General features: G+C 62.6%; 22 protein-coding genes. 7 read left to right on the top strand and 15 right to left on the bottom strand.

The window, feature by feature from the left end:
* The first annotated feature begins 335 nt into the window (after positions 1–335).
* Complete coding sequence (locus AC1DZU_RS00410) at positions 336–1,373, top strand: phosphatidylglycerol lysyltransferase domain-containing protein (protein WP_477280727.1); 1,038 nt, start codon at positions 336–338, stop codon at positions 1,371–1,373.
* A gap of 24 nt (positions 1,374–1,397) precedes the next feature.
* Here AC1DZU_RS00410 and AC1DZU_RS00405 read toward each other — a convergent pair whose 3' ends face one another.
* On the bottom strand, positions 1,398–2,159 hold the full coding sequence (locus tag AC1DZU_RS00405; RefSeq protein ID WP_477280725.1) for an ABC transporter permease: 762 nt from the start codon (positions 2,157–2,159) through the stop codon (positions 1,398–1,400).
* Positions 2,156–3,082, bottom strand: a complete 927-nt coding sequence (locus AC1DZU_RS00400; protein ID WP_477280723.1) for an ABC transporter ATP-binding protein — start codon at positions 3,080–3,082, stop codon at positions 2,156–2,158. The genes AC1DZU_RS00405 and AC1DZU_RS00400 overlap by 4 nt, the downstream gene beginning before the upstream one ends.
* 269 nt (positions 3,083–3,351) lie before the next feature.
* On the opposite strand from AC1DZU_RS00400, the gene AC1DZU_RS00395 reads away from it, so the two are divergent.
* Together AC1DZU_RS00395 and AC1DZU_RS00390 are read left to right on the top strand one after the other, a co-directional pair.
* On the top strand, positions 3,352–4,713 hold the full coding sequence (locus AC1DZU_RS00395; RefSeq protein WP_477280721.1) for a cytochrome ubiquinol oxidase subunit I: 1,362 nt from the start codon (positions 3,352–3,354) through the stop codon (positions 4,711–4,713).
* Positions 4,714–4,723: 10 nt separating this feature from the next.
* On the top strand, positions 4,724–5,728 hold the full coding sequence (locus tag AC1DZU_RS00390; RefSeq protein ID WP_095083850.1) for a cytochrome d ubiquinol oxidase subunit II: 1,005 nt from the start codon (positions 4,724–4,726) through the stop codon (positions 5,726–5,728).
* Between the two features lie 55 nt (positions 5,729–5,783).
* Here AC1DZU_RS00390 and AC1DZU_RS00385 read toward each other — a convergent pair whose 3' ends face one another.
* Positions 5,784–8,372 carry a helix-turn-helix transcriptional regulator gene (locus AC1DZU_RS00385; RefSeq protein ID WP_477282165.1) on the bottom strand — a complete coding sequence of 863 codons (2,589 nt, stop codon included), beginning with the start codon at positions 8,370–8,372 and terminating at the stop codon, positions 5,784–5,786.
* A 227-nt stretch (positions 8,373–8,599) separates the two neighbouring features.
* Between AC1DZU_RS00385 and AC1DZU_RS00380 the strand changes: the two genes are divergently transcribed.
* Both AC1DZU_RS00380 and AC1DZU_RS00375 read left to right on the top strand, forming a co-directional pair.
* Positions 8,600–8,872 (top strand): DUF4242 domain-containing protein, encoded by a 273-nt coding sequence (locus tag AC1DZU_RS00380; RefSeq protein ID WP_095083851.1) that lies wholly within the window; start codon positions 8,600–8,602, stop codon positions 8,870–8,872.
* Positions 8,873–8,906: 34 nt separating this feature from the next.
* The gene (locus AC1DZU_RS00375; protein ID WP_477280718.1) at positions 8,907–9,113 is read left to right on the top strand and encodes a hypothetical protein; all 207 of its coding nucleotides are present in this window, start codon (positions 8,907–8,909) and stop codon (positions 9,111–9,113) included.
* A gap of 261 nt (positions 9,114–9,374) precedes the next feature.
* Here the strand turns inward: AC1DZU_RS00375 and msrA are convergent, their stop codons facing one another.
* The 5 genes from msrA to AC1DZU_RS00350 all read right to left on the bottom strand — a co-directional run bounded on the left by msrA (position 9,375) and on the right by AC1DZU_RS00350 (position 13,201).
* Positions 9,375–10,112, bottom strand: coding sequence for a peptide-methionine (S)-S-oxide reductase MsrA (msrA, locus tag AC1DZU_RS00370; RefSeq protein WP_477280716.1), 738 nt, complete (start codon positions 10,110–10,112; stop codon positions 9,375–9,377).
* Between the two features lie 145 nt (positions 10,113–10,257).
* Positions 10,258–10,572: a hypothetical protein gene (locus tag AC1DZU_RS00365; protein ID WP_477280713.1), complete on the bottom strand. Its 315-nt coding sequence runs from the start codon at positions 10,570–10,572 to the stop codon at positions 10,258–10,260.
* Between the two features lie 132 nt (positions 10,573–10,704).
* Positions 10,705–11,403, bottom strand: a complete 699-nt coding sequence (locus AC1DZU_RS00360; protein WP_477280711.1) for a DUF1223 domain-containing protein — start codon at positions 11,401–11,403, stop codon at positions 10,705–10,707.
* 270 nt (positions 11,404–11,673) lie between these two features.
* On the bottom strand, positions 11,674–12,045 hold the full coding sequence (locus AC1DZU_RS00355) for an endonuclease domain-containing protein (protein WP_477280709.1): 372 nt from the start codon (positions 12,043–12,045) through the stop codon (positions 11,674–11,676).
* A 91-nt stretch (positions 12,046–12,136) separates the two neighbouring features.
* The gene (locus tag AC1DZU_RS00350) at positions 12,137–13,201 is read right to left on the bottom strand and encodes a TadE/TadG family type IV pilus assembly protein (RefSeq protein ID WP_477280707.1); all 1,065 of its coding nucleotides are present in this window, start codon (positions 13,199–13,201) and stop codon (positions 12,137–12,139) included.
* A 310-nt stretch (positions 13,202–13,511) separates the two neighbouring features.
* Between AC1DZU_RS00350 and lepA the strand changes: the two genes are divergently transcribed.
* Positions 13,512–15,317, top strand: a complete 1,806-nt coding sequence (gene lepA, locus AC1DZU_RS00345) for a translation elongation factor 4 (RefSeq protein WP_477280705.1) — start codon at positions 13,512–13,514, stop codon at positions 15,315–15,317.
* A 6-nt stretch (positions 15,318–15,323) separates the two neighbouring features.
* On the opposite strand, the gene AC1DZU_RS00340 is transcribed toward lepA, so the two are convergent.
* Both AC1DZU_RS00340 and AC1DZU_RS00335 read right to left on the bottom strand, forming a co-directional pair.
* Positions 15,324–17,405 carry a DEAD/DEAH box helicase gene (locus AC1DZU_RS00340; protein ID WP_477280703.1) on the bottom strand — a complete coding sequence of 694 codons (2,082 nt, stop codon included), beginning with the start codon at positions 17,403–17,405 and terminating at the stop codon, positions 15,324–15,326.
* Positions 17,402–18,328: a HamA C-terminal domain-containing protein gene (locus AC1DZU_RS00335; RefSeq protein WP_477280701.1), complete on the bottom strand. Its 927-nt coding sequence runs from the start codon at positions 18,326–18,328 to the stop codon at positions 17,402–17,404. The genes AC1DZU_RS00340 and AC1DZU_RS00335 overlap by 4 nt, the downstream gene beginning before the upstream one ends.
* 610 nt (positions 18,329–18,938) lie before the next feature.
* Here AC1DZU_RS00335 and AC1DZU_RS00330 point away from each other — a divergent pair.
* Positions 18,939–19,451, top strand: a complete 513-nt coding sequence (locus AC1DZU_RS00330) for a hypothetical protein (RefSeq protein WP_477280699.1) — start codon at positions 18,939–18,941, stop codon at positions 19,449–19,451.
* A 267-nt stretch (positions 19,452–19,718) separates the two neighbouring features.
* Here AC1DZU_RS00330 and AC1DZU_RS00325 read toward each other — a convergent pair whose 3' ends face one another.
* The 5 genes from AC1DZU_RS00325 to AC1DZU_RS00305 all read right to left on the bottom strand — a co-directional run bounded on the left by AC1DZU_RS00325 (position 19,719) and on the right by AC1DZU_RS00305 (position 26,277).
* Entirely contained in the window at positions 19,719–21,371 is a 1,653-nt protein-coding gene (locus AC1DZU_RS00325; RefSeq protein ID WP_477280697.1) for an ABC transporter substrate-binding protein, read from the bottom strand.
* 411 nt (positions 21,372–21,782) lie between these two features.
* Positions 21,783–22,727 (bottom strand): alpha/beta hydrolase, encoded by a 945-nt coding sequence (locus AC1DZU_RS00320; protein WP_477280694.1) that lies wholly within the window; start codon positions 22,725–22,727, stop codon positions 21,783–21,785.
* Between the two features lie 25 nt (positions 22,728–22,752).
* The gene (locus AC1DZU_RS00315) at positions 22,753–23,433 is read right to left on the bottom strand and encodes an isochorismatase family protein (RefSeq protein WP_477280692.1); all 681 of its coding nucleotides are present in this window, start codon (positions 23,431–23,433) and stop codon (positions 22,753–22,755) included.
* 259 nt (positions 23,434–23,692) lie between these two features.
* Entirely contained in the window at positions 23,693–24,997 is a 1,305-nt protein-coding gene (locus AC1DZU_RS00310) for a M24 family metallopeptidase (protein ID WP_477280690.1), read from the bottom strand.
* A 308-nt stretch (positions 24,998–25,305) separates the two neighbouring features.
* A complete protein-coding gene (locus AC1DZU_RS00305) occupies positions 25,306–26,277 on the bottom strand; it encodes a GlxA family transcriptional regulator (RefSeq protein WP_477280689.1) in 972 nt (323 codons plus the stop codon).
* Between the last annotated feature and the right edge of the window lie 69 nt (positions 26,278–26,346).

Raw genomic sequence — 26,346 nt, 5'->3', positions numbered from 1 at the left:
CCATTCGACCCTTCCGACGCCACGCTTCCCGTGGTCGCCAAGGGAGGCCGCGGCGGCTCGATCCTGCGGTGGACTTATATATCGCGAATCGAACCCGAATTTCGAGCATGCGCCGTCCGCGATTGCGCACTATATGGCATATGCGCGATATCAGCGGTAATCAGGTCGCGGCAATGTGATTGATTCGAGGCCCTGGGGCTGGCGGGTCTCTGCTATTCCCCCACGTGCATGCCCGAAATCGAGTCGATTTCCGGGGTCATGCGCAGAATCAAAGTGTTACAGCACCTTTGCGCGTCCTGGGCGCGGCGCTGTAGGCGGCTCGCGGAATTTCGACCATGCCCTCCTTGCGGATCTATTTCGACAAAATCCTTGAGGACGTCGCGCCAAAGGTGGCGCGGCAGACGCTGACCCATGTCGAGCGCCTGGCGCTTGTCCGCCGCCATGGTGACTTCTCGCTTGCCTATTCGACCGCCGTGCAAGGCAAGCTTTCTTATTTCGGCGACACCGACGGCTACATCGCCTTCGGCACCAAGATGGGGCGCCATTTCGCGCTCGGCGATCCGGTGGTGGCTCCAATGCTGCGGCCCGATTACATCAGACGCTTCGTCGAAACCGCCGGCAGCCCGTGGTTCGTGCAGATCGGCGAAGCGACGGCGCGGGTGCTGGCCGGGCTCGGCTACAAGATCAATCGCCTCGGCATCGACACCCGCCTCAACCTGCCCGACCATGATTTTTCCGGAAAGCGCAACGAGACCGTGCGCTATTCCGAGCGCTGGCTGTTGAAGAAGGGATTTTGGTTCGACGAGGACAAGCGGACCGTCCATCTCGACGAAATCGCCCGGCTTTCCGAAAACTGGCGCGGCGACCGCATCGTCAAGCGGTGGGAGATGGGCTTTCTCAACCGCCCTTTCGCCGACCATCTCGGTACCGACATGCGCCGTTTCGTCCTGCACGGCCCCGATGGCGGACTGGTCGCACTGCTCGACTTCGACCCGCTGTTTCGCGACGGCAAGGTGATCGGCTACACCACGGCGTTCAAGCGCAAGCATATCGACGCCTCGCCGCACGCCGAGATCGGCCTGACCAAATTCGCGGTCGACCGTTTCCGCGAGCAAGCCATCTCGGTGGTCACGCTCGGCCTGTCGCCGATGCTCGATGTGGGCCCAAGCGGGTTTGCCGAAAGCGATTTCTGGCGCAATGCGTTCCAGCGCGCCTACTCTTCGCCATGGGTCAACCGCCGCAGGTTCAACCTGCAAGGACAGGCGGCGTTCAAGCGCCGCTTCCACGGTGTCGAGGAGCCGGTCTACATCGCCTTCCGCAAGGGGACATATGTGGAGATGCTGGGGCTGCTGCGGCTGGTCAAGGCGATCTGACAGGACTTGGATTCAACCAATCCGTCAGTTCCTTAGCCGGTAACCTGTCCTGAAGATCCAGGCGACGATCGCTATGCAGGCCAGCAGGAAGACGATCGTCATGCCGAGACTGACGCCGACCGAGACATCGGACTTGCCGTAAAAGCTCCAGCGGAAGCCGCTGATCAAATAGACGACCGGGTTGAACAGCGTCACCGTGCGCCAGATGCCGGGCAGCATGTTGATCGAATAGAAGCTTCCCCCGAGGAAGGTCAGCGGCGTGATGATCAGTAGCGGCACCAGCTGCAATTGCTCGAAACTCTTCGCCCAGATGCCGATGATGAACCCGAACAGGCTGAAGGTCACCGCCGTCAGCACCAGGAAGGCAACCATCCAGAACGGGTGCTGGATGGTCAGCGGGACGAATAGCGAGGCGGTGGCCAGGATGATCAGGCCAAGCAGGATCGACTTGGTCGCGGCACCGCCGACATAGGCGATGACGATCTCCAGATAGGACACCGGCGCCGACAGGAGTTCGTAGATCGAGCCGACGAACTTCGGGAAGTAGATGGCAAAGGAGGCGTTGGAGATCGACTGCGTCAGCAGCGACAGCATGATCAGGCCCGGCACGATGAAGGCGCCGTAGCTGATGCCGTCGATCTCGGTTATGCGCGAGCCGATGGCAGAGCCGAAGACGACGAAATAGAGCGACGTGGAGATGACCGGCGAGACGATGCTCTGCAGCACGGTGCGGAAGGCACGCGCCATTTCCATCCGGTAGATTGCCCATACCGCACGCAGGTTCATGGCTCTCTCCTCACCAAATTGACGAAGATCTCCTCGAGCGAACTGTTTTGCGTGTCGATGTCGCGGAACTGGATGCCGCCGGCCTCGAGATCGCGGATCAGCGAGGCGACGCCCGGCCGCTCGGCCTGGTTGTCATAGGTGTAGGTCAACTGCCCGCCATTCGGCGACAGCTCCAGCGCATAGCGCGAGAAGGTGTCGGGAATGGCCGTCAGCGGACTGCGCAGCTCCATCACCAGCCGCTTGCGGCCGAGCTTGTGCATCAGTTCGGCCTTGTTCTCGACCAAGATGATCTCGCCGCGGTTGATGACGCCGACGCGGTCGGCCATCGCCTCGGCTTCCTCGATATAGTGGGTGGTGAGGATGATGGTGACGCCGTCCTCGCGCAGCCGGCGCACCATCGCCCACATGTCCTGGCGCAGTTCGACGTCGACGCCGGCGGTCGGCTCGTCGAGGAACAGGACGCGGGGCTCATGCGACAGCGCCTTGGCGATCATTAGCCGGCGCTTCATCCCGCCCGACAGCGTAATCGCCTTGGCGTCCTTCTTGTCCCATAGCGAGAGGTCGCGCAGCACCTTCTCGACGAAGGCCGGGTTGGCCGGCTTGCCGAACAGGCCACGGCTGTAATTGACGGTCGCCCAGACGCTCTCGAAGGCGTCGATGGTCAGTTCCTGCGGCACAAGGCCGATCAGGCTGCGCGCGGCGCGGTAGTCCCTGTTGATGTCGTGACCGTCGACGGTGACCGTGCCCGACGACCGATTGACGATGCCGCAGACGATCGAGATCAGCGTCGTCTTGCCGGCGCCGTTGGGGCCGAGCAGCGCGAAGATCTCGCCGCGCTCGATATCGAGGTTGACTTCCTTGAGCGCGGTGAAGCCGGTGGCGTAGGTCTTGGAGACCCCGGAAATGGACAGGATGGAGGGCATGGCTGAAAACGGCTGCCTGAAAGAGGTCCCCTGATATAGGCTGAATGTCGGTGCGTGCAACCGCAAGTCGACGCCGCTGCTGACAGTTCTCGACAGTCGTCGCAGGCCGGCCGGTCCAGGCCGGCGGCGGTTGCAATCCGACACGGCAGCAGCACGCATGCGTCATCTTGCCCGGGCGCTGCGGCGTTCCGCCTCGCGGCGGGACGCCGCTTTGACCGACAGGCGCGACGGGCTTATTCTTGCCACATTAGAAGCAGCCGGAGCCCACCATGGACCCGCTCATCCTGTCGCGCATGCAATTTGGCGCAAATATTTCGTTCCACATCCTGTTTCCGACGATCACCATTGCGCTTGGCTGGGTGCTGCTGTTCTTCAAGCTTCGCTACAACGCGACAAACGATTCCGCCTGGGTGCGCGCCTATTTCACCTGGGTGAAGGTGTTCGCGCTGTCCTTCGCCATGGGCGTGGTGTCGGGCGTCACCATGAGCTTCCAGTTCGGCACCAACTGGCCGGGCTACATGGAAAAGGTCGGCAACATCGCCGGTCCGCTGCTGGCCTACGAGATCCTCACTGCCTTCTTCCTCGAAGCGGCCTTCCTCGGCATCATGCTGTTCGGCTTCCGCCGCGTCTCCAACCGCATCCACACGCTGGCGACGGTGCTGGTGGCAGGCGGCACGACCCTCTCGGCGTTCTGGATCATCGCGCTCAATTCCTGGATGCAGACGCCGGCCGGCTTCGAGATACGCGATGGCGTCGCGCACGCCGTCAACTGGTGGGCGATCGTCTTCAACCCGTCGATGCCCTACCGGCTGGTCCACATGCTGCTCGCCTCCGGCCTGACGGTGTCGTTCCTGATCGCCGGCCTGTCGGCGCTGCGCTATCTCTATGGCGACCGCTCCGAATCGATGTGGAAGGCGCTGCGCACCGGCGTCTTCACCGCGGCGATCCTGATCCCGATCCAGATTTTCGCCGGCGACCAGCACGGGCTGAACACGCTGGAGCACCAGCCGCAGAAGATCGCCGCCATGGAGGCCAACTGGAACACCGGCCCCAACGTGCCGTTGGTTCTCTTCGCGCTGCCCGACGAGGCGGCGAAGGAAAACAGGTTCGAGATCGCCATTCCCGACGGCGCCAGCCTTGTGCTGCGGCACCGCACCAGCGGTGTGGTGCCGGGGCTGAACGACTATCCCGGCAACCATCCGCCGGTCTTTCCGATCTTCTGGAGCTTCCGCATCATGGTCGGCACGGGACTGCTGATGCTTGCGGTGTCCTGGTCGGCAGCCTTCTTCCTCAAGCGCCGGCACAGCCTGCCGAGGCCGCTCGCCATGCTGATGGTGCCGATGGCGCTGTCGGGCTGGCTGGCGACGCTGGCCGGCTGGTACACCACCGAAATCGGCCGCCAGCCCTGGCTGGTGACCGGCGTGCTGAAGACCGCCGACGCGGTCGGCCCGGTGGCCGGCAGCCATGTCGCGCTGACGCTGACCATCTACCTCATTCTCTATGTGCTTTTGCTGATCGCCTATCTCGGCGTGCTGGTGCACCTGGCGCTGAAGGCGGCGAAGGACGGCGATTCATCGCCGCTGCCTGGCGTGATGAACGCAGCCCTGTCGCAGCCGGCTGCCGGCGAGTGAGGAGAAGACAATGACCTTCGACTGGCCAACCCTGCTGCCCCTGATCTTCGCCGGCCTGATGGGCCTCGCCATCCTGATCTACGTCATTCTCGACGGCTTCGATCTCGGCATCGGCATCCTGTTCGCCGCCGCCGAAGACACCGAGCGGGACACGATGGTCGCGGCCATCGGTCCGTTCTGGGACGCCAACGAGACCTGGCTGGTGCTGGCCGTCGGCCTGCTGCTGGTCGCCTTCCCGCTGGCGCATGGAGTCATCCTGACCGCGCTCTACATCCCGGTGTTCGTGTTGCTGATCGGGCTGATCCTGCGCGGCGTCGCCTTCGATTTTCGCGCCAAGGTGCCGAGCGGCAAGAAGCATCGCTGGAACCGTATTTTCTTCCTGGGTTCGGTCATCGCCTCGCTGGCGCAGGGCTATATGCTGGGCGTCTATGTGCTCGGCCTCGATGTCGGCCCGGGCGGCGTGGCCTTCGGCGTGCTGGTGGCGCTCTGCCTTGCCGCGGCTTACGCGGCGATGGGTGCCGCCTGGGTGATCTACAAGACCGAGGGCGATCTGCAGAAGAAGGCCGTGCGCTGGCTGCGCACCGCCCTTGTGCTGACCGCGCTCGGCATGGCCGCGGTGTCGCTGGCAACGCCGTTCGCCAGCCCGCGCATCTTCGACAAATGGTTCGTCTTTCCCGCGATGCTCTATTTGTCCCCGCTGCCGATCCTGTCGGCGCTGTTGTTCCTGTGGCTGTGGCGGCAGACCTTTCATCTGCCCAGGCCCGACGACCGCCATTCGCTGACGCCGTTCCTGACGCTGGCCGCCATCTTCGCGCTCGGCTTTGCCGGTCTCGCCTGGTCGTTCTACCCGTTCGTGGTGCCCGATCGTCTGACCATCTGGCAAGCGGCTTCGGCACCGGAAAGCCTGGCCATCATCCTGGCCGGCACGGTGGTCGTGCTGCCGGTCATCATCTTCTATTCATTCTATGCCTACCGGGTGTTCGGCGGCAAGGCGACGGATTTGACCTACGACTGAGTGCCCTTACCGGCCGCCAGTCGCCATCCTGCAGATCAAGCAGCCTGCGGTGCTTTCAGATCAGCCCCGAGTCGCGTGCCGCCGCCGTCGCTTGGCCACGGGAGATGGCGTCCAGTTTTCCCAGAACCGCCGAGACATGATGATCGACCGTCTTCGGCGAAATGGCGAGGTGGTCGGCAATCCGCTTGTTGGAGAAGCCGCGCTCGATCAGCTGCAGCACTTCCATCTGGCGCAGGGTCAGCCCGGCGCTGTTTGCGCGCGTGGTGCGGCGCGGTCCCCGCGCGATGTGATTGACACCGTTTCGCCGCATGAGGTCGCGCACGTGCTGGGCAACCGGCCTGGCGCCGAGGTTTTCGAATATCTCGAGCGCCGAGCGCTGCGCCGCCTCATCGCCCTGAACCAGGGCAAGCCCGCGTTCGAAGGGGGCTCCCATCGCGGCCCACAAATCCGCCGCCCCCTGCCAGTCGCCAGCCAGAAGCATCCGGTAGGGCGCGGCCATGCCTGACGTGTCGCCGGGGCCGATCGCCGGCACCAGCAAGCGCCGCCAGCCGGCCAGCTCGGCAAACACCGCCCGCTTCGGCGAAAGGCTTTCGGCAAGGTCTATCAGCCGCAGCGCCTCATCCTCTTCCGCCTCGCCCAGCCATGCCTGTTCGGCGACGACCGCCGCATAGGGCAGCAGCCTCTGCAACTCGGCACCCTTTTCGAGAAACCGCTTCATTTCCGCTAGAAGCGGCTCGGCTGAAGGATCGCCGCGGCGCAGGCGCAATTTCGCCAGAGCCACCAAGGCGGGATAGCGCACCAGCGCGGCTGCATGGTCGTTGGTGACGACTTCGAGCGCCTCGGCAGCCGACTCGTCCCATCGTCCGTAACGCAGCAGCAACTGCGCCCGCACGCCGCGCATGTAGTCACGCCAGGTCGCGAGGTCGTTCTCGACGCAATAGTCGATGCCGCGATCGAGAAAGGACTGAGCCTGGTTGTAGTCCAGCTGGTTCATTTCGCTGCAGGCGCAATTGGTGAAGGCACGCGCCGCGTGTTCCTGGAAATTCTGCTCGAGCGCGATTTCAAGACTGCGGGCAAGGTGCCGCCGCGCGCTGGGCAGGTCCAGCCATTGTTCGGCAGCGCCGACATTGTTGAGCGCGTGGCAGACGATGTCCGGCCGGTCCACCTGTTCGGCGAGCCTGATCGCCTTGTCGCCCAACGACAAAGTCTCGTCGAGCCGTTCGGCCAGCATCGCCAGCTGCGAGAGGTTGGAGTAGGCCATGGCCAGTTCCGGCCCGGCCGGTGCGGTCTCCAGCAACCCGACCGCCTGGGCGCCAAACAGATCGGCGGCCTGGCGGTCGCCCATCAGATAGGCGAAACGCGACAGGCATCTGAGGCTGTCGCCTTCCTTCAGCGTATTGCCCAGGGCGCGCTGCAGCGCGCGCGCCTTCTGCTGCGCCTCGATGGCCTCGGCGATCCGGCCGATCAGGTGGCATTCGAAGGCATAGTTCTCGTAGAGGCCGGCGCGCTCTTCCGAGGGCATGCCGTCAGCCTGTCGTAAGGCGACCTCGTAGTAGCCGGCGGCATCGCGATGCGCGCCGATGCGGGAAGCCTCGCGGGCGGCGACCGGCGCCAGTTCGCGCACCGCCTCCAGATTTTGCGCCTCGACCGCGTGGTGCACCAGGCGCGCGGTGGCAATGTCGCGCTTTTCGAGCAGCGCCGTCAGCGCGCGCTGGTTGAACTCTCGTCTGTGGCTTGTCGTCAGCATCGTCTCGATGGCGCGGCGGGCGATGTCGTGCCGGAAGGCATAGCCGTCGCCCAGATCGTCCAGCAGGCCATTCGAGACGCATTCCGCAAGCTGGCCGGCACTGGCCACGCCGCACAGGCCCTGCAGGGCCCAGGCGTCGGCCCGTCTTGGGAACACCGACACCGCGTCGAGCATCGAGCGGGCGCCGGCCGACAGGCGTTCGGCGCGCGCCAGCACCGCATCGCGCACGCTGGCCGGCAGCGCCGTTTCATTTTCGGCGCTCAACAATTCAGTGACGAAAAAGGCGTTGCCGGCCGTGGCCCGGTAGATGGCATCGCCGTCGCGGCCGGCGGCATCGGCGAGCGACAGCACCGCTGCCTCGCTCAAAAGCGGCACGTCGATGCGCGCGACGCTGCCCGACGGGATTTCGCCCAGCGCGCGGCGCACGCGCATCTGCCCCTCGCTGCGATCGGTACGCGCCGTCACCAGCAGCAGGATATGGGTGTTGGCAATGCGGCGGCCGAGAAAGCGGACGAAGTCGAGCGTCGCGTCATCGGCCCAGTGCAGGTCCTCGATCACCAACAGCGTTGCGCCCGTCCTCGCCTCGAAGACATCCAGCGCGTCGGAAAACAGCGGCAGCCGCTGTCCCTGCCGGGCGTCGACCGCCTGCGGCATCGCCCATTGCGCCTCGCGCGCAAGATCGTAAAGCGGCCCGAGCGGATCGGGGATCGACAGATCCTCACAAGCGCTGCGGAAGATGCGCGCCTCCTGGCCGGCACCGCCGACGAAGGCATCGACAAGCGTCGACTTGCCGGCACCCGCCTCGCCCGACAAAGCCGCCACGTGACCACGGCCGCGCGCGGCTTCCGCCAGAAGACTGTCCAGTTGCGCCAGCTGTGGCTGCCGTTCCAGAAGCATGGTCATTCGCTCATGAGTGATCCCGGTTGCCGCCGCCGCACCCCAGCTCGCCCGCCAGGATAGCCAGACTCGGTATCTGCTTTGTGGCTCCAGCACTGAACGTCGTTAACATGGGGAATCGTCCCGCCAAACATAGGGAAAGGCTCCGATGCGCGTCCTTTGCGAGCGTGATCTTTGTCCAACCGCGCTCAAAATCGAGCGTGAAGCAATGGAAAGGGAAGCCTCCCATGCCCCGTTACCTCATTGAACGTACATTTCCGGATGGCCTCAACGTGCCGATGAACGAAGCCGGCGCCGATGCGCTGGGCGGCGTCATCATGCGCAACGCGGAGAAAGGCGTGACCTGGGTGCAGTCGTTCGTTTCGCCCGACAAGAAGCACACCTTCTGCGTCTACGACGCCCCTTCGCCGGAGGCGATCCGCAGCACCGCCCAGATGAACTCGCTGCCGGTCGACAAGATCACGGAGGTGAGGGTTCTTGAACCCTACTTTTATCGCTGATGAAGATCCGTTCGCTCGAGGCGGCAATGGCGACATGCCGGCCGGTGTCGCGGCCATGGCAAACTGCGGCCGCGCGCCCTCCTTGCCCGGCCGTCTATGGCGGATCGCGTTGGAGCTGCCCGCGCAACTGCTGGGCAAGCGCCGCTTGCCACCGGAAAGCGACCATCTGAGGCACGATATCGGCTTGCCGGAGCGGCAGACGCGGCGGGATTGGCGAGATTACGACCGGTGGGATCGCTGACGACCGGCCGCCCGCAGTCGACCAGACGCCAATGCTGGAGTTTGCGTGGCGCAAGAGGTGCATAGGCGCGAGGCCCCCCTCTGGCCTGCCGGCCATCTCCCCCTCAAGGGGGGAGATCATGCGCTCAGCCGCTTTCGCCAACTATCAACGGCTATAAGGTAAGCGGGACAGCGGAGCCGCCAATCTCCCCCCTCGAGGGGGAGATGCCCGGCAGGGCAGAGGGGGGCGCTGTCGCGCCGACGCCTCTTCGTCAAAGCTGCCTCAGTTGCTGGCCGACAGCACCAGCACCGGCTTCTCGCTATACAGCGCCGGGAACAACTGCTTCAAGTTCGCCACCTTGGGCAGGTCGTTGTAGACGATGTAGGGATAGGTCGGGTTCAGGGTCAAAAAGTCCTGGTGGTAGTTCTCGGCCGGATAGAAGGTCTTGCCGGTTTCCAGCGTGGTGACGATCGGCTTGGGGAAGACCTTGGCCTGGTCGAGCTGGGCGATGTAGCTCTGCGCAATCTTCTTTTGCGCATCGGTTTCGGCAAAGATCGTCGAGCGGTACTGCGTGCCGCTATCGGGACCCTGGAAATTCAGCTGGGTCGGGTTGTGGGCGACCGAGAAATAGACCTGCAGCAGCTGGCCATAGGTGACAACAGACGGATCATAGGTGATCTCGACGGATTCCGCGTGTCCGGTGCTGCCTGAGCCGACGGTCTCGTAGACGGCGGTGTCCTTGCTGCCGCCGGTGTAGCCGGAGACCGCCTTGCTGACGCCCTTGACGTGCTGGAAGACGCCTTGCACGCCCCAAAAGCAGCCGCCGGCGAAGATCGCCTTCTCGCTGCCGCTGGCCGCCTTCTCGTCGATCGACGGCGGCGGGATGACCACCGCGTCCTCGGCGGAAACCGCCGGCGTCAGCCAGAAGGCGGCGCCCACGGCGGCAAGCGCCAACGCGGCGAGCGCGCTCCTGGCAAAATTCGACTGTCGTCTGGCGACTGGTTTTCGAATGTCGGTCATGGCTGAGCTCCTGTGACGTCCATCATGTGGAGTCTATTGGATAAGAGGGGATCATGCGACGGGTGAGTTTCGGCCGAAGCCTCACTTTCACGTGCGCCCGTATCCGGTCCTGGTCTCAGGACCGGAGCCGGAAACGGCGTCAGCCCTAGTTGGCCGGCTTCATGGCGTCCGTTGCCGGCTTCATCGCATCGGCTGCCGGCTTCATGGCATCGGCGGCTGGCTTCATGGCGTTGTCCGCGGGCTTCATGGCATTCGTGCTCATCGCGTCGGGTGCCATGGCGTCGGCCGGTTTCATGGCGTCGGTCGCCGGCTTCATGGCGTTGACGGCGGGCTTCATGGCGTTGGTCGCGTCGTCGGCGCGGGCGATGCCGCCGGCAAACAGCGCCGTCGAGCACAGAGCGAGAGCCAGCGCCGGCAGCGTCAGGCGGGCCGACAATGTCGTCCGGGAAAGAGTCGTCATGATGGTCTCCTTGGGGTTGGAAATGATGGCGCACCTCTTTCGGTGGGCCGGGTTGTCGCGGCGCCGCTGCTGCGGCGTTGCGCGGGTCGTTGTCTGCGCATGATCCTTGCCCGGCTCATGCGCAGGGGGATTTCAGTTGGTCGCGGCGGCCAGGATCGGTCCGCCGCCCGGCGACTGGACGAGCACCGCGGTGCTGAGCCCGCCGGAGGCGGCCGGCACATCGAGTGCGGTGGCGTCGCCGGTCCAGCTGCCAATCTTGTTCAGCGAATGCACGACATTGGCGTGCGGCAAGGTGCGGCCGGTGTTTTCACCGCGCGCCACCGGCACCTCGACGACACCCTTGGCATAGTGCACCAGCCAGACATCGGCCCCGCCGCCCGGCGCCGAGCCGGCGCCGATGCTGACCTTGCCGCCGTCGAGCGACAGCGACGGGCCGCTGGCGCGGCCGGTGCTAGAGATCAGCTGCTGGATCTCGCCGGGCGCAGCGCCGACGACATCAGCACGGCCATTGACCACCACTTGCGGGGTGAACGGGCCGTCATGGCCGAGGGAGGGCTCGTAGGTGACCTGGCGCTGGGTGAATTCCTGGCGGCCGAACGTGTCCTTCCAACCGAGATAGTCCCAGTAGGTGACGTTGAAGGACAGCGCCAGCACATCGGGCTGGTCCTTGACCTTGATCAGATTGGCGTTGGCCGGCGGGCAGGACGAGCAGCCCTGGCTGGTGAACAGCTCGACCACGGTGAGCGGCTGGGCTTGCGCCGCACCGAGCGACGTGGCGAGCGCGAGCGCGCCGAGGCTGAACACGACGATTGACTTGCAGGAACGCGACATCGGCTGGCTCCGTGGGTGACGGCGCTCCGATGCGCCGCTCATGTCCGCACTTCGCCGCCGGCCGAAGCTTTGTTACAGCGCTCACCGGTTTGTGATCGTTGTCGTTAGCGCCTTCCCTTCTCCCCCTGTGGGAGAAGGTGGATCGGCGCGCAGCGCCGAGACGGTTGAGGGGTGTTGGACGGAGAGCCGTCGGTGCCAAGCTGGAACACCCCTCATCCGTCGCCTGCGGCGACACCTTCTCCCACAAGGGGAGAAGGGAAGTCGGCGCCCTTACCGCCAGGGCTGCAGACTAGTGTCCCGCACATAGGCGATGATCGTATCGCAGACGGCGTTCAAGTCCTTCAGAACATCGTCGTTCCAAAAGCGCAGGATGCGAAAGCCTCGTGCCATTAGCTCAGCCTTGCGGATCCGATCAGACTCCGATTCCGCGTGCTGGCTGCCATCGACCTCGATGATCAGGCCAGCTTCGACGCAAACGAAATCGGCAATGTATTTTCCGAAAGGGACCTGGCGCCGAAATTTTATTCGATCGAGCCTGCGGTCACGCAGTTGATGCCACAGCCTGTCTTCCGCCTCTGTCATTTCGCGTCGGAGCGAACGGGCAAAGCTGCGTTTGGCAGGGGAGACGGGTTGATGCGGCATAGCGCGAGATTAGCCGGCCGTTGCGTTCCGTCCAGCATCCGTCCCGGCGCCGCGCGCCGATCCACCGCCCTGGGTGAGTCTCGCGCCCCGCCTATTGCGTCAGCATCGTGTTGGAGGGCCGCTTGTTGAAATCGCACCTGCCGGTGACGGTGTAGAAGAAGTCGGCGTTGGAGACCGGCGCCGGCACCGAGTTGCCGCCGTCCTCCCAGGCCTGGTAGCCGGGTATGCCGCACGGCACGATGCTGAAGATGTCGACTTTCTGCCCGGTCGGAATTTCGGTCAATGCGTCCGATGCAAGCCCGTTATAGAGCCGGTTGGAGGTGGCCGGATCGTTCGACATCAGCTTTGACGGGTTGCCCGATGGCACGTCCATCTGCAGATAGAGGCCGCCCATCTGGCTGACATCGATCACCGCGCCGGAGCCATTGGCTGGATACATCGTATCGACACAGTAATATTTCGTGCCACTTGCATCGGTCTTGAGCGTCACCCCGCTGGGTGGGTTGTTGCCTACGGTGCAGACCTGCTTCTGGACCGTCGTGCTGACGTCCTGGCCGCCCGAATTGGTGATGGTGTTGACGGTGGTGGTGCCGTAGCCTTTGGGGTCCTTGGTGTTGCCATAGGTATAGTTGATCGTCATCAGCGGCTTGGCCACCGTGGCACCGAATTGCGTGCCGTAGAGCGTCATCGTCTTGTTCCAGTAGCCTGACACCCCGGTGACCTTGAAGGTCGTCCCCACCAGCGCCGGCGACTTGCTCACCGCCGAGGCGACGGCGACCGACACGTTGTTGATCCTGGCGATCTGCATGAAAACGGTCGGCATCGAGTAATTTGCCGTGGCCTGCGCGGTGGCGGTGCCGTCAGTGCCGACCACGAAACTGTTCAGCGTCGCGGTGGCCCCCGTCGGTGCACCATTGGCGGCGAAGGAATCCTGCAACACCACCTGGCGCTGCGCCAGCGTCGAGCTCGTGTCCATCGTGGTGATCGACAGGATGCCGGCATCGAGCGCCGACTGCATGTCCGACCTGGTCTGGACCGCCGAGGTGTAGTCGACCGAGAAGCCGATAGCCGCAATAATCGGCATCATGGCGAAGATGAGGATCGGCGTGAACGAGCCGCTCCTCGACCTGACAAACCTACCTGCTAACCCCCGCATGCCGTGATCCTTACAACCGAATATCTCCACGGGCTAACATGGCAGTCACGAATATTGCTCTAACGCACTTGGTTAAAATTTATCGACTTTCCGCGACATCCCCCGATAAAGCCGACAAGTTCCCGCGCTGGCCCGGGTACCACCGTTCTCCAGGCGTCGGCGCCGCGCCGACTTTCGACAATTGGCGGTTTCCGCCGCAAGTTCGAACTGTCCTAGGTCTGAATGCGCTTGCCCGGCAGCCGCCCCACCCTTGCCCTCCGCAGCGGTACAGCGCTTGCCGCAGCAACGAGCCCCTGCTAAAGCGCCCGCCATGAGCACGCCCCTCGACCACATCCGAAATTTCTCCATCGTCGCCCATATCGACCATGGCAAATCCACGCTTGCCGACCGGCTGATCCAGCTGACCGGCGGGCTGGAGCTGCGCGACATGAAGGAACAGGTGCTGGACTCGATGGACATCGAGCGCGAGCGCGGCATCACCATCAAGGCGCAGACGGTGCGGCTGAAATACCACGCCAACAATGGCGAGGACTATATCCTCAACCTGATCGACACGCCCGGCCATGTCGACTTCGCCTATGAAGTGTCGCGCTCGCTAGCCGCCTGCGAGGGCTCGCTGCTGGTGGTCGACGCCTCGCAGGGCGTCGAGGCGCAGACGCTGGCCAATGTCTACCAGGCGATCGACAACAACCACGAGATCGTCGTGGTGCTGAACAAGGTCGACCTGCCGGCCGCCGAGCCCGAGCGTATCCGCGAGCAGGTCGAGGAGGTGATCGGCATCGACGCCTCCAACGCGGTGCTGATCTCGGCCAAGACGGGGCTCGGCATTCCCGACGTGCTGGAAGCGATCGTCCACCAACTGCCGCCGCCGCGCGAGGGCGACGCCACGGCCCCGTTGAAGGCGATGCTGGTCGACAGCTGGTATGACGCCTATCTCGGCGTCATCGTGCTGGTGCGCATCATCGACGGCGTGCTGAAAAAGGGCCAGACCATCCGCATGATGGGCACCGGCGCCAAATACCTGGTCGAACGCACCGGCGTGTTCACGCCGGCCCGCATCAATGTCGACGAGCTCGGCCCCGGTGAGTTCGGCTTCTTCACCGGCTCGATCAAGGAAGTGGCCGACACCCGCGTCGGCGACACCATCACCGAGGACAAGCGCGCCACCGCCAAGGCGCTGCCCGGCTTCAAGCCGGCGCAGCCGGTGGTGTTCTGCGGCCTGTTCCCGGTCGACGCCGCCGATTTCGAGGATCTGCGCGCCGCGGTCGGCAAACTGCGCCTCAACGACGCTTCTTTCTCCTATGAAATGGAAACGAGTGCGGCGCTCGGCTTCGGCTATCGCTGCGGCTTCCTTGGCCTGTTGCATCTGGAAATCATCCAGGAGCGGCTGGAGCGCGAGTTCAACCTCGACCTGATCGCCACCGCGCCGAGCGTCGTCTACCGGCTGCTGTTGACCGACGGCTCGATGAAGGAGCTGCACAACCCGGCCGACATGCCCGACGTGGTCAAGATCTCGGCGATCGAGGAGCCATGGATCCGCGCCACCATCCTGACCCCCGACGACTATCTCGGCGGCATCCTGAAACTCTGCCAGGACCGGCGCGGCATCCAGGCCGACCTGTCCTATGTCGGCAAGCGCGCGATGCTGACCTACGATCTGCCGCTCAACGAAGTCGTCTTCGATTTTTATGACCGGCTGAAGTCGATCTCCAAGGGCTATGCCTCGTTCGACTACCACCTGACCGACTACAAGGAGGGCGACCTCGTCAAGATGTCGATCCTGGTCAATGAGGAGCCGGTGGATGCTCTTTCCATGCTGGTGCACCGCACGGCGGCGGAAAAGCGCGGCAGGCAGATGTGCGAGAAGCTCAAGGAGCTGATCCCGCACCATCTGTTCAAGATCCCGATCCAGGCCGCCATCGGCGGCAAGGTCATCGCCCGCGAAACCATCTCGGCGCTGCGCAAGGACGTCACCGCCAAATGCTACGGCGGCGACGTCTCGCGCAAGCGCAAGCTGCTGGACAAGCAGAAAGAAGGCAAGAAGCGGATGCGCCAGTTCGGCAAGGTGGATATACCGCAGGAGGCGTTTATCCAGGCGCTGAAGATGGGGGATTAATAGACGCTAAATTGGGATCGCCGCTAATATCCACCCAGTCTCAAATTGGTTCAGGCGGCTGTCTCCAATCTGCGCCGCATCGCGTATGCGCTTAGACAATTTTGCGACAGTGTCGTCCAACAAATAGAATCTCTCGGAAATTTGAAACGGGATGCCTTGTTCGTCCAGATTCTTCAGCACTTCTGGCCGAAACCATCTTGGCATCTCTGCAGTAAATAGCCCATAATTTGTACGCTCATTCTTACGTCGCGCAAACATCTCGACTACGGAAAAGAGCTGGGGCAGCCCATATTCGCAGGAGCGAAGAAATTTAAATATGTTATCCTGATTGGCGTCCCCCCCTTTATAGTTTTTTGTATACCAGAAAAAGAACCCTCTAATCGGCCTATTTTTTCTTAATTCATTCAGGTAAAATGTTAGTTGCTTGTGTGTGAATACTCCAAAACTCGATGGCTGTCGAACTTTGCAAATGATCTCACAAACGGCACCGATCTGATTGTAGTCTGGATAACCATGCCAAAATATATCCGCACCGTTTCGGGCCGCTACGTCGACGTGCTGTCGTAGAGCAATAGCTTCGTCCAGCCCGACTACGGAAGCGATCCGAAGTTCTTCAGGTGTAAGGTCCAGCCGTTCCGCAATACCGTCCAATCGATCAGTTAGGCGCGGGGAGAGATCTTCGTCCGAAATGTGAACAACAAGTTCATCGGGCGCCTCATCCAGATCTCCAAAGAGAGGGGGCTCAACTTCAACATCTAGACGGGGTGGTGGGGAATTGAACAGAAACACCGAGCCGACAAAATGTTGGCCTAAGCGGCCGGCTCGGCCTCGAATATTAGAAAAAGTAAAAAAATCATAATCCTGTTTATTTATTGTTTTGTCATATATGAGCACGGATTTGGCGGCGGTATTAACACCTTCGATGAGGGTCGATGTACAAATGAGTATAGGTAACCCCCCGTTATTAAACATTCTTACAAACTGCGACGCGAGGGCTCTTGGTATCCGTCCATGATGTACGCCAATTCCGGCTGCGAGCGATCGGCTCAATGCCCAGCCCATGCCAAAATTCTGATCGAACCAAGTCGAAATTTCACTACCCTCGCCAATTGCCTGTCCATGCTCGGACAACTGATCAGCTAGCGAGTTTGCTCGATCTGGCGATGAAACAAAAACCAGCACCGGCCAATTTCGCTCTTCGAAAGCCTCTTGGGTAAGCCGTTCCTCTTTGTTGTCGACGCCGGCCAAGTCGAACGTATCAACCGCGACGGTGGAAAAGCGGGTCTTGAGGAATTCAAACCGCCAACGGCTATCCGTGGAGAAACGAACACCTTCGATATTGGGGCCGAGGAAGAAGAATTGATTCGCACGACGCAGAAGTTGATAGACGGCGGCGTTCAAGGTCATACTGCGATCGTCTTGGCGATTTGGATCAAGCTTGTAAAACTCGTCCACTATTGCAATGTCCAGACGCCCTAGGTCCTTTCTGTTGATCAACCTCTCCTGTGTTCCCAGAAAAATAACATTGCCTACCGGCGCCACCTCGGAATGGTACATAACTATCGAGTACTGCGCCGAAAAACGACCGACTAGGCGTCGTCGAAACTCATCGAGTAACGCTATCGTTGGTAGAACAATTGCAAGCCTCTGATACCTGCCGGATGCGATTAGCGCGTCAATCAGCAAACTCTTCCCGAAACTTGTAGGCGCGCTCAGAATCAAGTTCTTTCCGGATAGCAGTGTGTTTAGTGCGGCGACCTGCTCGCGATGCAGTGTTATCCCTCCAAGTTCCGGGACGGTCACTGATTCTGCTATTATCTCGTCGCGGGTATCTGCGGTCTCCGTATCGATGTAGTTCCACAAACCCACAGAACGGGCGAGCGTGCCGAAGATTTCCCGATATGAAGATAGCTCTTTTTTTTCGAGTATTAATTTGGCCAAGCGAGGGACAGAGCCGGTCACATCCGGGTCGTCAATCTCTCGTTCCTGGATCGCTCCAGCGATCTCTCTAATAAGGGAGAAAACACGGGTTTTTAGGTCATTACCGCTTAGCAACTGCAGTTCTTCCCAGCCCTGCTGAGTAATCATAGCTGTAGCCCTTTGAGCTTTTTGTCGAACTCGTCCAAGAAATGTTTTTTGTTGAATAGAGGAACATAGATCAGGACCACCCTAATGGTGGTGGGTAGAGACGAAGACGAGACTTTGCTGGCCAAAGCATCAAGCTCGGCGGAGATGGCTGATCTGTAGGAATCGTTTAGTTCCGTTGCCGTCGATAACGCATCACTATTGGATGCTATACCAATGACAAACACGGACGTCCGCAGAAATTGATCGAGGCTAGTTTGCGATTTAAAAATGTGCAAGATTTCCTCGTAATGAGGAGTGCTTCGAGATATTTGCGGACCGAGCAGTAGCTTTTCATTGGTGAGAAAGCCCTGATCTAGGTGCGCTCGAACTGAAGCAATGGCGTCTGCGATAGCGTCCATTGAATGCGTGTAAAGTTTCGATTCGCCAAGCCACAACTCGACCCCACCAATAGAGGGAAACCGAGCATGAACCATATCAAAGGATTTCACGACATCATTTGACGAGTTCTTGTAGAACACTCTCGGTGCTATTGGGATTGTATCGAAATAATCACGACAGATCGCGTGCAAAGCAATTTCGCCCGCTTCTCCTCGCTTCTGATATTTCTCACTCGTATATACACGAGCGGCAGCCTGCTGAAGTTTTACGTAGATGTTAGCATGACTTACGTCGAGTTCACTCTCTGCTAGTGCGTAGTCGGGAAGCCATTCAATCAAATGATTGACGAATGGTTTGCATCTCCATGCCTGCAACTCAAATCCAGCACAGCACGCGCTTCGCGGAGGAATGACGATGTCGTCAAAGACAATTCTCTCAAGAAAGCGCTCCGGCTTGGAACTATAGACATTCACGTAAAACATCCCCCCAGATGGCCAGCGAACGGCCATTCTAGGATATAGCGTTTTAGCTAGGATATTCATCATGAAAAATTTGTTCTGATGTTTCCAGGCTCCCTGGCCTAGTTACCTATGACGCTTTGGCGAATTGGCACGCTAAACCTATGCTCCTGACAACATGGTGTCAGTGCAGGCACTGCTCGGTGGCCGCCCCACTGTAAAGTATGACCTCCCTCGACACCTCCTTTGCTTCCATAATTTCACTCCAGCCCCATGTCCGCTCCTGTCGAAATCCGCAACAGCACCGCCGGAAAGGAGGTTGGCCATCGGCGTCGGGCGGCGACGTGTTCATGCTGGGGCTGGTGGCGTTCGGTTGTGTCGGCTTCGGGCTGTTCATGGCGCAATAAGAAATGATGCCAGGGAAGGTTGGTACGAGTCCGCACCAACCCTGAGTTGGTTGATCCTGCAGCGCCGGAGCGGTAGAAAAATCGGGCGGCGGACCTTAATCAGTTCGCCAGTGGCCGGCGCGGGCTCAGGCAGCTGCCCTCACCGGCATTCGCGCCGGCCATTTTGCCCCGCCGCTGGATCGCCAGAGGCAGACGGCAACCTCTCGACACTCTGCTTCGCTTTCGCACAGCTCCCTTTGAGAATGCACCGCGTGGGCGTATCCTCCGCACGGCTTGGGGGAGACATAAAAATGCGTTCCAATCTGGACACCGTCGCCGCGATCGGCCTCGCCATCGGTGGCGCCTTGGGAATGGCCGGCACCTTCGTCGCGAGCGACGCGCTGCGCGAAACGCTGTGGGCGATCGACGGCACGGCACTCGTGGTGGCGACCGCGCTGCTGACGATGAAGTATCAGCGGCTGGGCAATGACTGCGTCGCGGCCGGGTTCCTGACCTTCCTTGCCGGCGAGAGCCTACTGCTGGCCGGCAATGCGGCGGGCCTGCAGGCCAGTGTTCCCTCCTATGCCGGGGGCATCTCGCTTTGGGCGGCCGGACTTGTCATGGTCAGCGCAGAGAATACTTTTGCGATCTGGATGCGGCTGACCGCTGTCGTGGCCGCCGTGCTGTTTGTCGCCTCAGCAGGCATGATCCTGTGGGGCGCGCCCTTGCTGCCAACCTCGTCGCCACTGCCCGCCGCCGGCTATCCGTTCCTGGTGCTGACTTTCGTTGGGTGGATCTGGACTTTGGTGAGGCCTGGGCGGTGAGCCGATCGGCTTGCCGCGCTCTGCCTTCTCCCCCTGTGGGAGAAGGGAAGATCGAACGTTGGCGCCGCCCCACATCTGGCTGCCGCCATCTTCTCCCCGTATAGGGACGGGGAGAAGGACGCTGTCATTGAGGGTTTCGCCAATTGTCGGCGTTGCTGAAAAAGGCGCCGCGTTGCGGCCAGCCCCTTTCTCCCCGTTCACGGGGAGAAAGGCCCGGCAGGGCAATGAGGGGCGGCGCCGGCTTTGGTGATTGCCTCGCCCGAAGGCTCAGCTTTCAATCCACACCTTCTCAAAATGCTGCTCGAGCGCCTGGTGCTGTTCGCAGCCTTCGATGCCTTTGCGGTAGGTGCGGTAGACCGAGCGCCAGTAGGGTTGGATGATGATGCCGGACTCGCGCAAATTCTGCTCGATCTTGGCCATGATCTCCTTGCGTGCTTTGGCGTCGGGCATCGCCAGCGCCTTGTCGAGCAGCGTGTCGAACTCCGAATTGGCGTAGGCGCTCTCGTTCCAGGCGGCGCCGGATTTATAGGCCAGCGCCAGCACCTGGACGCCGAGCGGGCGGCCGAGCCATTCGGTGCAGGAGAAGGGGTATTTGCTCCAGTCGTTCCAGAAGGTGGCGGCGGGCAGCACGGTGCGCTTGATCTTCAGACCCGCCTCACGCATCTGCGCGGCGATGGCGTCGCCGGTGCTCTTTTGCCATTCGACGTCGACGGAGATGAGGTCGAACTCATGGTCGGCCTTGCGGGCCTCGGCGAGCAGTTTCTTCGACCCCTCCACGTCACGCTTGGCCGGGCCGATATCGGCATATTCGGGATGCATGGGGCCGACATGGTGGTTGTCGGCGGGCTTGCCGCGGCCGTCGAGGCCGAGCTTCAGCACGGCCGAATTGTCGACGGCGAGCTGGGCGGCGCGGCGCACTTTGGCGTCGTCATAGGGCGCGTTGCCGACGTTGAAGCGGGCGACGATGGTGGAGCCGGTGGCGATCTCGGAATTCTTCAGCCCCATCTTGCCGGTCTGCGAGACGGCATCGGAGGCGGTTTCATGGTCGGTGTCGATCTCGCCGGATTCGAAGGCCGACAGCATGGCGTTGGGGTCGGAGCCGTAGTCGACCCATTTGATGCCGTCGAGCCAGAATTCGCCCTTCCACCATGGCTTATCCCGGCGCTTCACCTCGGCACCGGTCTCGGCATCCCAGCTGACCAGCTCGCACGGGCCGGTGGTGATGGAAAGCGCCTTCATGGGATCACCGTCGCCCTCGTAGGAGCGGTGCATGATCAGCGCCGGATAGTCGGCCATGCCGGCGATCAGCGAGATGTCGGGTTTTGGCAGATTGAGCTTGATGGTGAAGTCGTCGACCTTCTGGATGCCGCCATCGACCAACTTCTTGGTGTCGGCATTGACCAGCGCGCCCATGCGCGCGGCAACCGAATTGCCTGCTACCGAGGCGTCGCACCAGCGGGTGAGATTGTGGATGACATCATCGGCGTTGAAGGCATCGCCATTCGACCAGGAGATGCCCTTGCGCACATGCAGCGTCAGGGTCTTGGCGTCGTCGCTCGCTTCCCAGCTTTCGAGCAGCCAGGGCTCGAAGGAGAAGTCGGTGTTCCAGCGCACCAGGTATTCGTTGCAGTGGCGGGCGACGTTGGACATTTCGACGCCGTCGAAGGTGCGCGGGTCCTTGAAACCCTTGACGTTCATGGCAACGCGCAAGGTGCCGCCGCGCTTGGGTTCGGCGGCGCGGGCCGGGGTGGCGCCAAGAGTGGGGGCAAGGCCGCCCAGCGCCAGGGCGCCGGCGGCGCTGACGCCAAGGCCGGCCATCAGGGCGAGATATTCGCGGCGGCTGATGCCGCCGTTTTTGAAATCGTCGGCAACGGGTTTGGCTTGCGGGTGCAGTTTCTTGCCGGTGAGCATGAATTTCATCGTCGTTCCCCTGTTGTTGGGCGCCCTGGCGGACACATCCAACGCGGTGTGGGCGGACCGCCAGGACGCCGTTGCCTGAGCAGGCGAATGATAGAGCGGGGTGCCGCTGGGGAGTGTTCGGTTTTCCGCAGTGATTGTGCGGTGCTCCGCAGGAGGAGGCAGTCTGAAAATTGGCAAAAGCGAACGCGACAGCCAATCTCCCCCCTTGAGGGGGAGATGTCCGGCAGGACAGAGGGGGCGCTGTCCCGCCTGCCTCTCCGCCAATTCCAGCTGCGCCCGCAACGGATTCAAGGTGTCCAGGAGGACAGAAGCTTGGCGATCCTTCGCGCCCCCCTCTGCCCTGCCGGGCATCTCCCCCTCAAGGGGGGAGATCAGCGCCGCAGCGCTGGCACCCCTCGTCTCCTCAGTCGCTCAATACGGCCACTCGCCCCGGCCCAGCGCAGCGACCGCCGCGATGATCCGCGCAAACGCTTCCGCCGCCGCAGGCACCGTCTTGCGGGCGCGCAGGAAGCTGTGCACGAGGCGGGGCTCCTCGTGCCAGAACGCCTTGCCGCCGGCGGCCAGGATGCGGTCGCGGTAGGTCTCGCCATCCGACGACAGCGGGTCGCATTCGGCTGACACGATCACCGTTGGCGGCAGGCCGGAGAAGTCGCGGCCGCGCAGCGGCGAGAAGGTTGGATCGTCAGATGATTGCGCCTTGGTCGAGCGGACATCGCGGTAGAAGGCGATGTCGTGCAGCGACAGCAGCGGCGCGTCGGCGTGCTCGATGTAGGAGCCGGCGCGCTCGTCGCCGCCAAGCTCGGGATAGATCAGCACCTGGCCGATCGTGGCGTGGCGGCGTGTCGCCCGCGCCACCCCTGCTGCGAGGTTGCCGCCGGCGCTTTCGCCGCACAGCACGAGCGGCAGGCCGGTGGTCGCCGCCGCCCATTCGAAGGCGGTCATGGCATCGTCGAAGGCGGCGGGGTGGACATGTTCCGGCGCCAGCCGGTAGTCGACCGACAGCACGTCGAAGTCGGTGCCGGCGCAGATTTCGGCGCAGATGTCGTCATGGCTTTGGAGCCCGCCGAGGATGAAGCCGCCGCCATGAAAATAGACCACCATCGCCGGCGCCGCCCTGCCGGCAAGCTGGTAGCGGCGGACCGGGATGTCGCGGCCGGTGGCGGCAATCAGGCCGTCGCTGGCCTTGACCCCTGGCGGGCGGCCCGGGTGAAAGGCCCGGCACATCCTGTCGTAGACGGCGCGCTGCTTGTCGACCGGCAGGCCGATGATCTCGGGCGGATACCAGGCGTTGACCGCGTCGATATAGGCCCACAAAGCCGGGTCGAGCCGGGTTTCGTATTTGCCGCGGCTGGTCATGTCCGTCTTTGCCGGCAAAGACACATCAAAGCTCGCTATAAAGATCTGCCGCGTTTTCAAATGTGAAGCGCAGCGGCACCGAGCCCTCGACCTGCCAGGCGGTGACGCTTTCGCCAGCCAGCAGCCGGCAGGCGCCGTCGGTGTCGGTGACGGCGCCGCCATAGAGCCGGTTGGCGAGGTTGAGGATGCCGGTCTGGTGCATGGCGGCACTGCCGCTGCCGCAGGCATCCTTGACCAGCAACACGCGAAAGCCCTTGGCGACGGCGTCCTTCACGGTGGCGTCGATGCAGGCCTCGGTCCAAACGCCGGCAACGACCAGCCATTCGATGCCGACCGACTTGAGGTCGCGGGCCGCCGGGCCGGTGCGGAAGGCGCTCGCCTCGGCCTTGATCAGCAGCGCCTCGCCGTTGACGGGCGCGACCTCGTGGCAGATTTCGGTCAGCGGGTCGCTCTTGTCGGAAAAGGCCGACTTGCCATCGGCACCAAGCGGGTGAAACGGCCGGTCCTGCTTGTCGAGATCGACGATATAGGCCCAGTGGTAGAGCGGCACATGGTTTTGCCGCGCCGCCGCCTGCAGGCGCTGAACGTTGGCGAGGATCTCGCCATAGCCCTCGACCAGATAGCGCTGGTCCTGCCGGTGCTCTTCCTGCAGGTCGATGAAGACCGCGGCCACCGCGCCGCGTTTGAGGGAGATGGGGGTTTTCATGGGCCTTCGTCATCCACGGGAGGAGCAGTCCAAGACTGTTCCCTATACCGGTGGGACAGCACCCCCCTCTGCCCTGCCGGGCATCTCCCCCTCAAGGGGGGAGATCGGCCGTCGCGAATGCCTTCACCAATCGCCAGAATTGCAGGAAAAAGCGCTGCAGGCGACGCTGCCAATCTCCCCCCTTGAGGGGGAGATGTCCGGCAGGACAGAGGGGGGTGGGAGGGAATGAGGCGCTGGTTGTGAGCGTTGGATGCCACCATCAAACCTGCTTCTCCAGAAACTCATCCTCATAGGGAAAACGCGACAGGAGTTCGGTGCCGGTGTCGGTGATCAGGATCTCGTCCTCCAGCTTGACGCCCTCGCGGCCGCCCTTCTCGCCAATATAGCTTTCCACGCTCACCACCATGCCTGGCACGATATGGCCGTCGCGGCCATAGGTCTCGTAGTCCATGGCGTGGGCGATGAACGGCGTTTCGCCATGCATACCGACGCCGTGCATGACCGAGGTGTAGCGCTGGTCGACGAAGCGGTCGGGGATCTTCCAGGCCTTTTCGGCGATCTCGCGGAAGGCCATGCCGGGCTTGACGATCCCGATGTTGTGCTGAACCTGGTCGTGCGCCATGCGATAGAGCGATTTCTGGTAGGGCGTCGGCTTGCCCGGCCCGCAGCGGAAGGTGCGGGAGAAGTCGGAATAATAGCCGTAGCAGCCGATGGTGTCGGTATCGAGCGCCAACAATTCGCCGGGCCGGATCTTGCGGCCGCTGGCCTCGTTGAACCACGGATTTGTGCGCTGGCCGGAGGTGAGAAGCCGGGTCTCGATGAACTCGCCGCCCTGGCGGATGACCTCGCCATACATGATGGCGAACAGGTCGTTTTCCGAGACGCCGGGCTTGATCGCCTCGCGCACGGCATAGACGGCGGCCTCGGCGCCGGCCATCGACACCTGCAGGCATTTGACTTCCTCCGGCGTCTTGACCGCGCGCACGGCGAGGATCTCGCCCTGGCAGTCCCTGACCTCACAGCCGCGCTTTTCCAGCGCCAGCGCCTGCAGATGGCTGCAGCGGTCAAGGCCAAGCTTCATCGAGCCGCCGCCATGCTGCTTCAAAAGCTCGGCGATCTCGTCGGCGAACGGGCCGGCGGTTTCGTCGTCGCGGCCGGAGACCGACGACCAGACCAGCTTGGATGGACGCGCCTCGTCGATCGTGTCGAGCACCATCGAGACATGGTAGCTCTGCGGGTATTCGAACAGCACGATCGGCCCGACGGTGGGGATGAAGAAATAGCGGGTCGAGTTGCGCAGGAAATAGCCGAACATGTTGCGCGAGCCGGTGGCGTAGCGCTGGTTGTAGGGGTCGAACAGCACCACGCCGCCATAGCCGGCCTCGCGCATCCAGCCGCGCAGCTTGGCCAGCCGGCCTTTTCGCAAAGCATCGGCATCGATGAAGGACGGCTCGGTGTCGGACAGCCACATGCCGCCGGCCGGATCAGCCGCCGCCGGGTGGCGCATGCGATCCTTGAAGTCGACGTCCTGCGTGCTGTCGGGGTCGAATACGACGATGCTCATGGGTGTGCGGCCTTGGCTGGGTTGCAAGGGTTGACCATGGCGCAGAAGGGGCAGAAGGATTGTGCGGAAAACCGCAGGGGTTATGCGGGATGCCGCTGGCAAATCGGTTGCGCCGCGACCCTTCGCGCCCCCCCCTCTGCCCTGCCGGGCATCTCCCCCTCAACGGGGGAGATTGGCGGTTTTATCTTCGGTGCTTTTTTCTTCGCCGTTGAAAATTGGCGAAAGCAGAAGGGACATCCGATCTCCCCCCTTGAGGGGGAGATGTCCGGCAGGACAGAGGGGGGCGCTGTCCCGCCAGCATCCGAAAGCTAATGCCTCCTCGCCAGTTTCGGCGGATGCCCATGCTCCTCGCGAAAAGCCCTTGCAAAGCTCGACATCGAGGCAAAGCCGCAGGCCAGTGCCACGTCGCGCACGGCGAGCGTCGAATGCGCCAGCAGATCGGCGGCGCGTTTCAGCCTAAGGCGCCGGTAATAGCCATTGGGCGAGATGGCCAGTTCGGAGCGGAAGGAGCGTTCGAGCTTGTCGGACGAGACGCCGAGCCTGGCGGTGAGCTCGGCCATGCCGAGGCGCTCCTCGACCGCATCCTCCATGATGGCGATGGCCGACAGCACCAGCTCGTTCTGGACGCCGGTGCGCAGGCGCAGCGGCATCATCTTGCGGTCGATGCTGGAGCGCAGCTGGCTGTGCACGAACCATTCCGCGACGCCGGCGGCAAGCTCGGCGCCATAGTCGCGGGTGATGATCTCCAGCATCATGTCGAGGCTGCCGACGCCGCCGGCCGAGGTGAAGCGCTTGCGGTCGATAACATAGAGGTCGCGCCTGAGCTCGATGTTGGGAAACGCCTCGGTGAAGGCGGCCTGGCTGGTCCAGTGCAATGTGCAGGCATGGCCGTCGAGCAGACCCGCGCGCGCCAGAAAGAACGCGGCGTCCGCTACCGCGCCGATATGAGCGCCGTTGCGCAGGCTTTTGCGGATCCAGGTCGCGGCGTCCTCGGCGACTAGGTGATCGGCATCGCCGCCCGAGCAGACGACGATGCGGTCGACCTTAGGTGCATCCCCGGCATAAAAGCCCGGCTGGATGACGACGCCGTTCGAGGCCTCGACCGGACCCGGGGTCGCCCCGACGATGATCCAGCGATAGCACTGCCGCTTGGCCAGCACATTGGCGGCGCGCAACGGCTCGATGACCGAACTGAACGCCATCATCGGAAAGCCGGGAAACACCAACACGGCAAAGGTGAGAGGCGTTTCGGCGGGTTTTTGAGGGGCGTGCGCTGCCATGGGGCGCTACAATTCGGGCAGATGGGGTTCGGGGTCAACGGCAATTGGCGAACGATGCTTGAAGCGCGG

Source organism: Mesorhizobium sp. P2_A12 (genome assembly GCF_056405075.1).
Note: the sequence above shows the minus strand (reverse complement) of the source record. Positions and strands in the feature narration are given on the sequence as shown.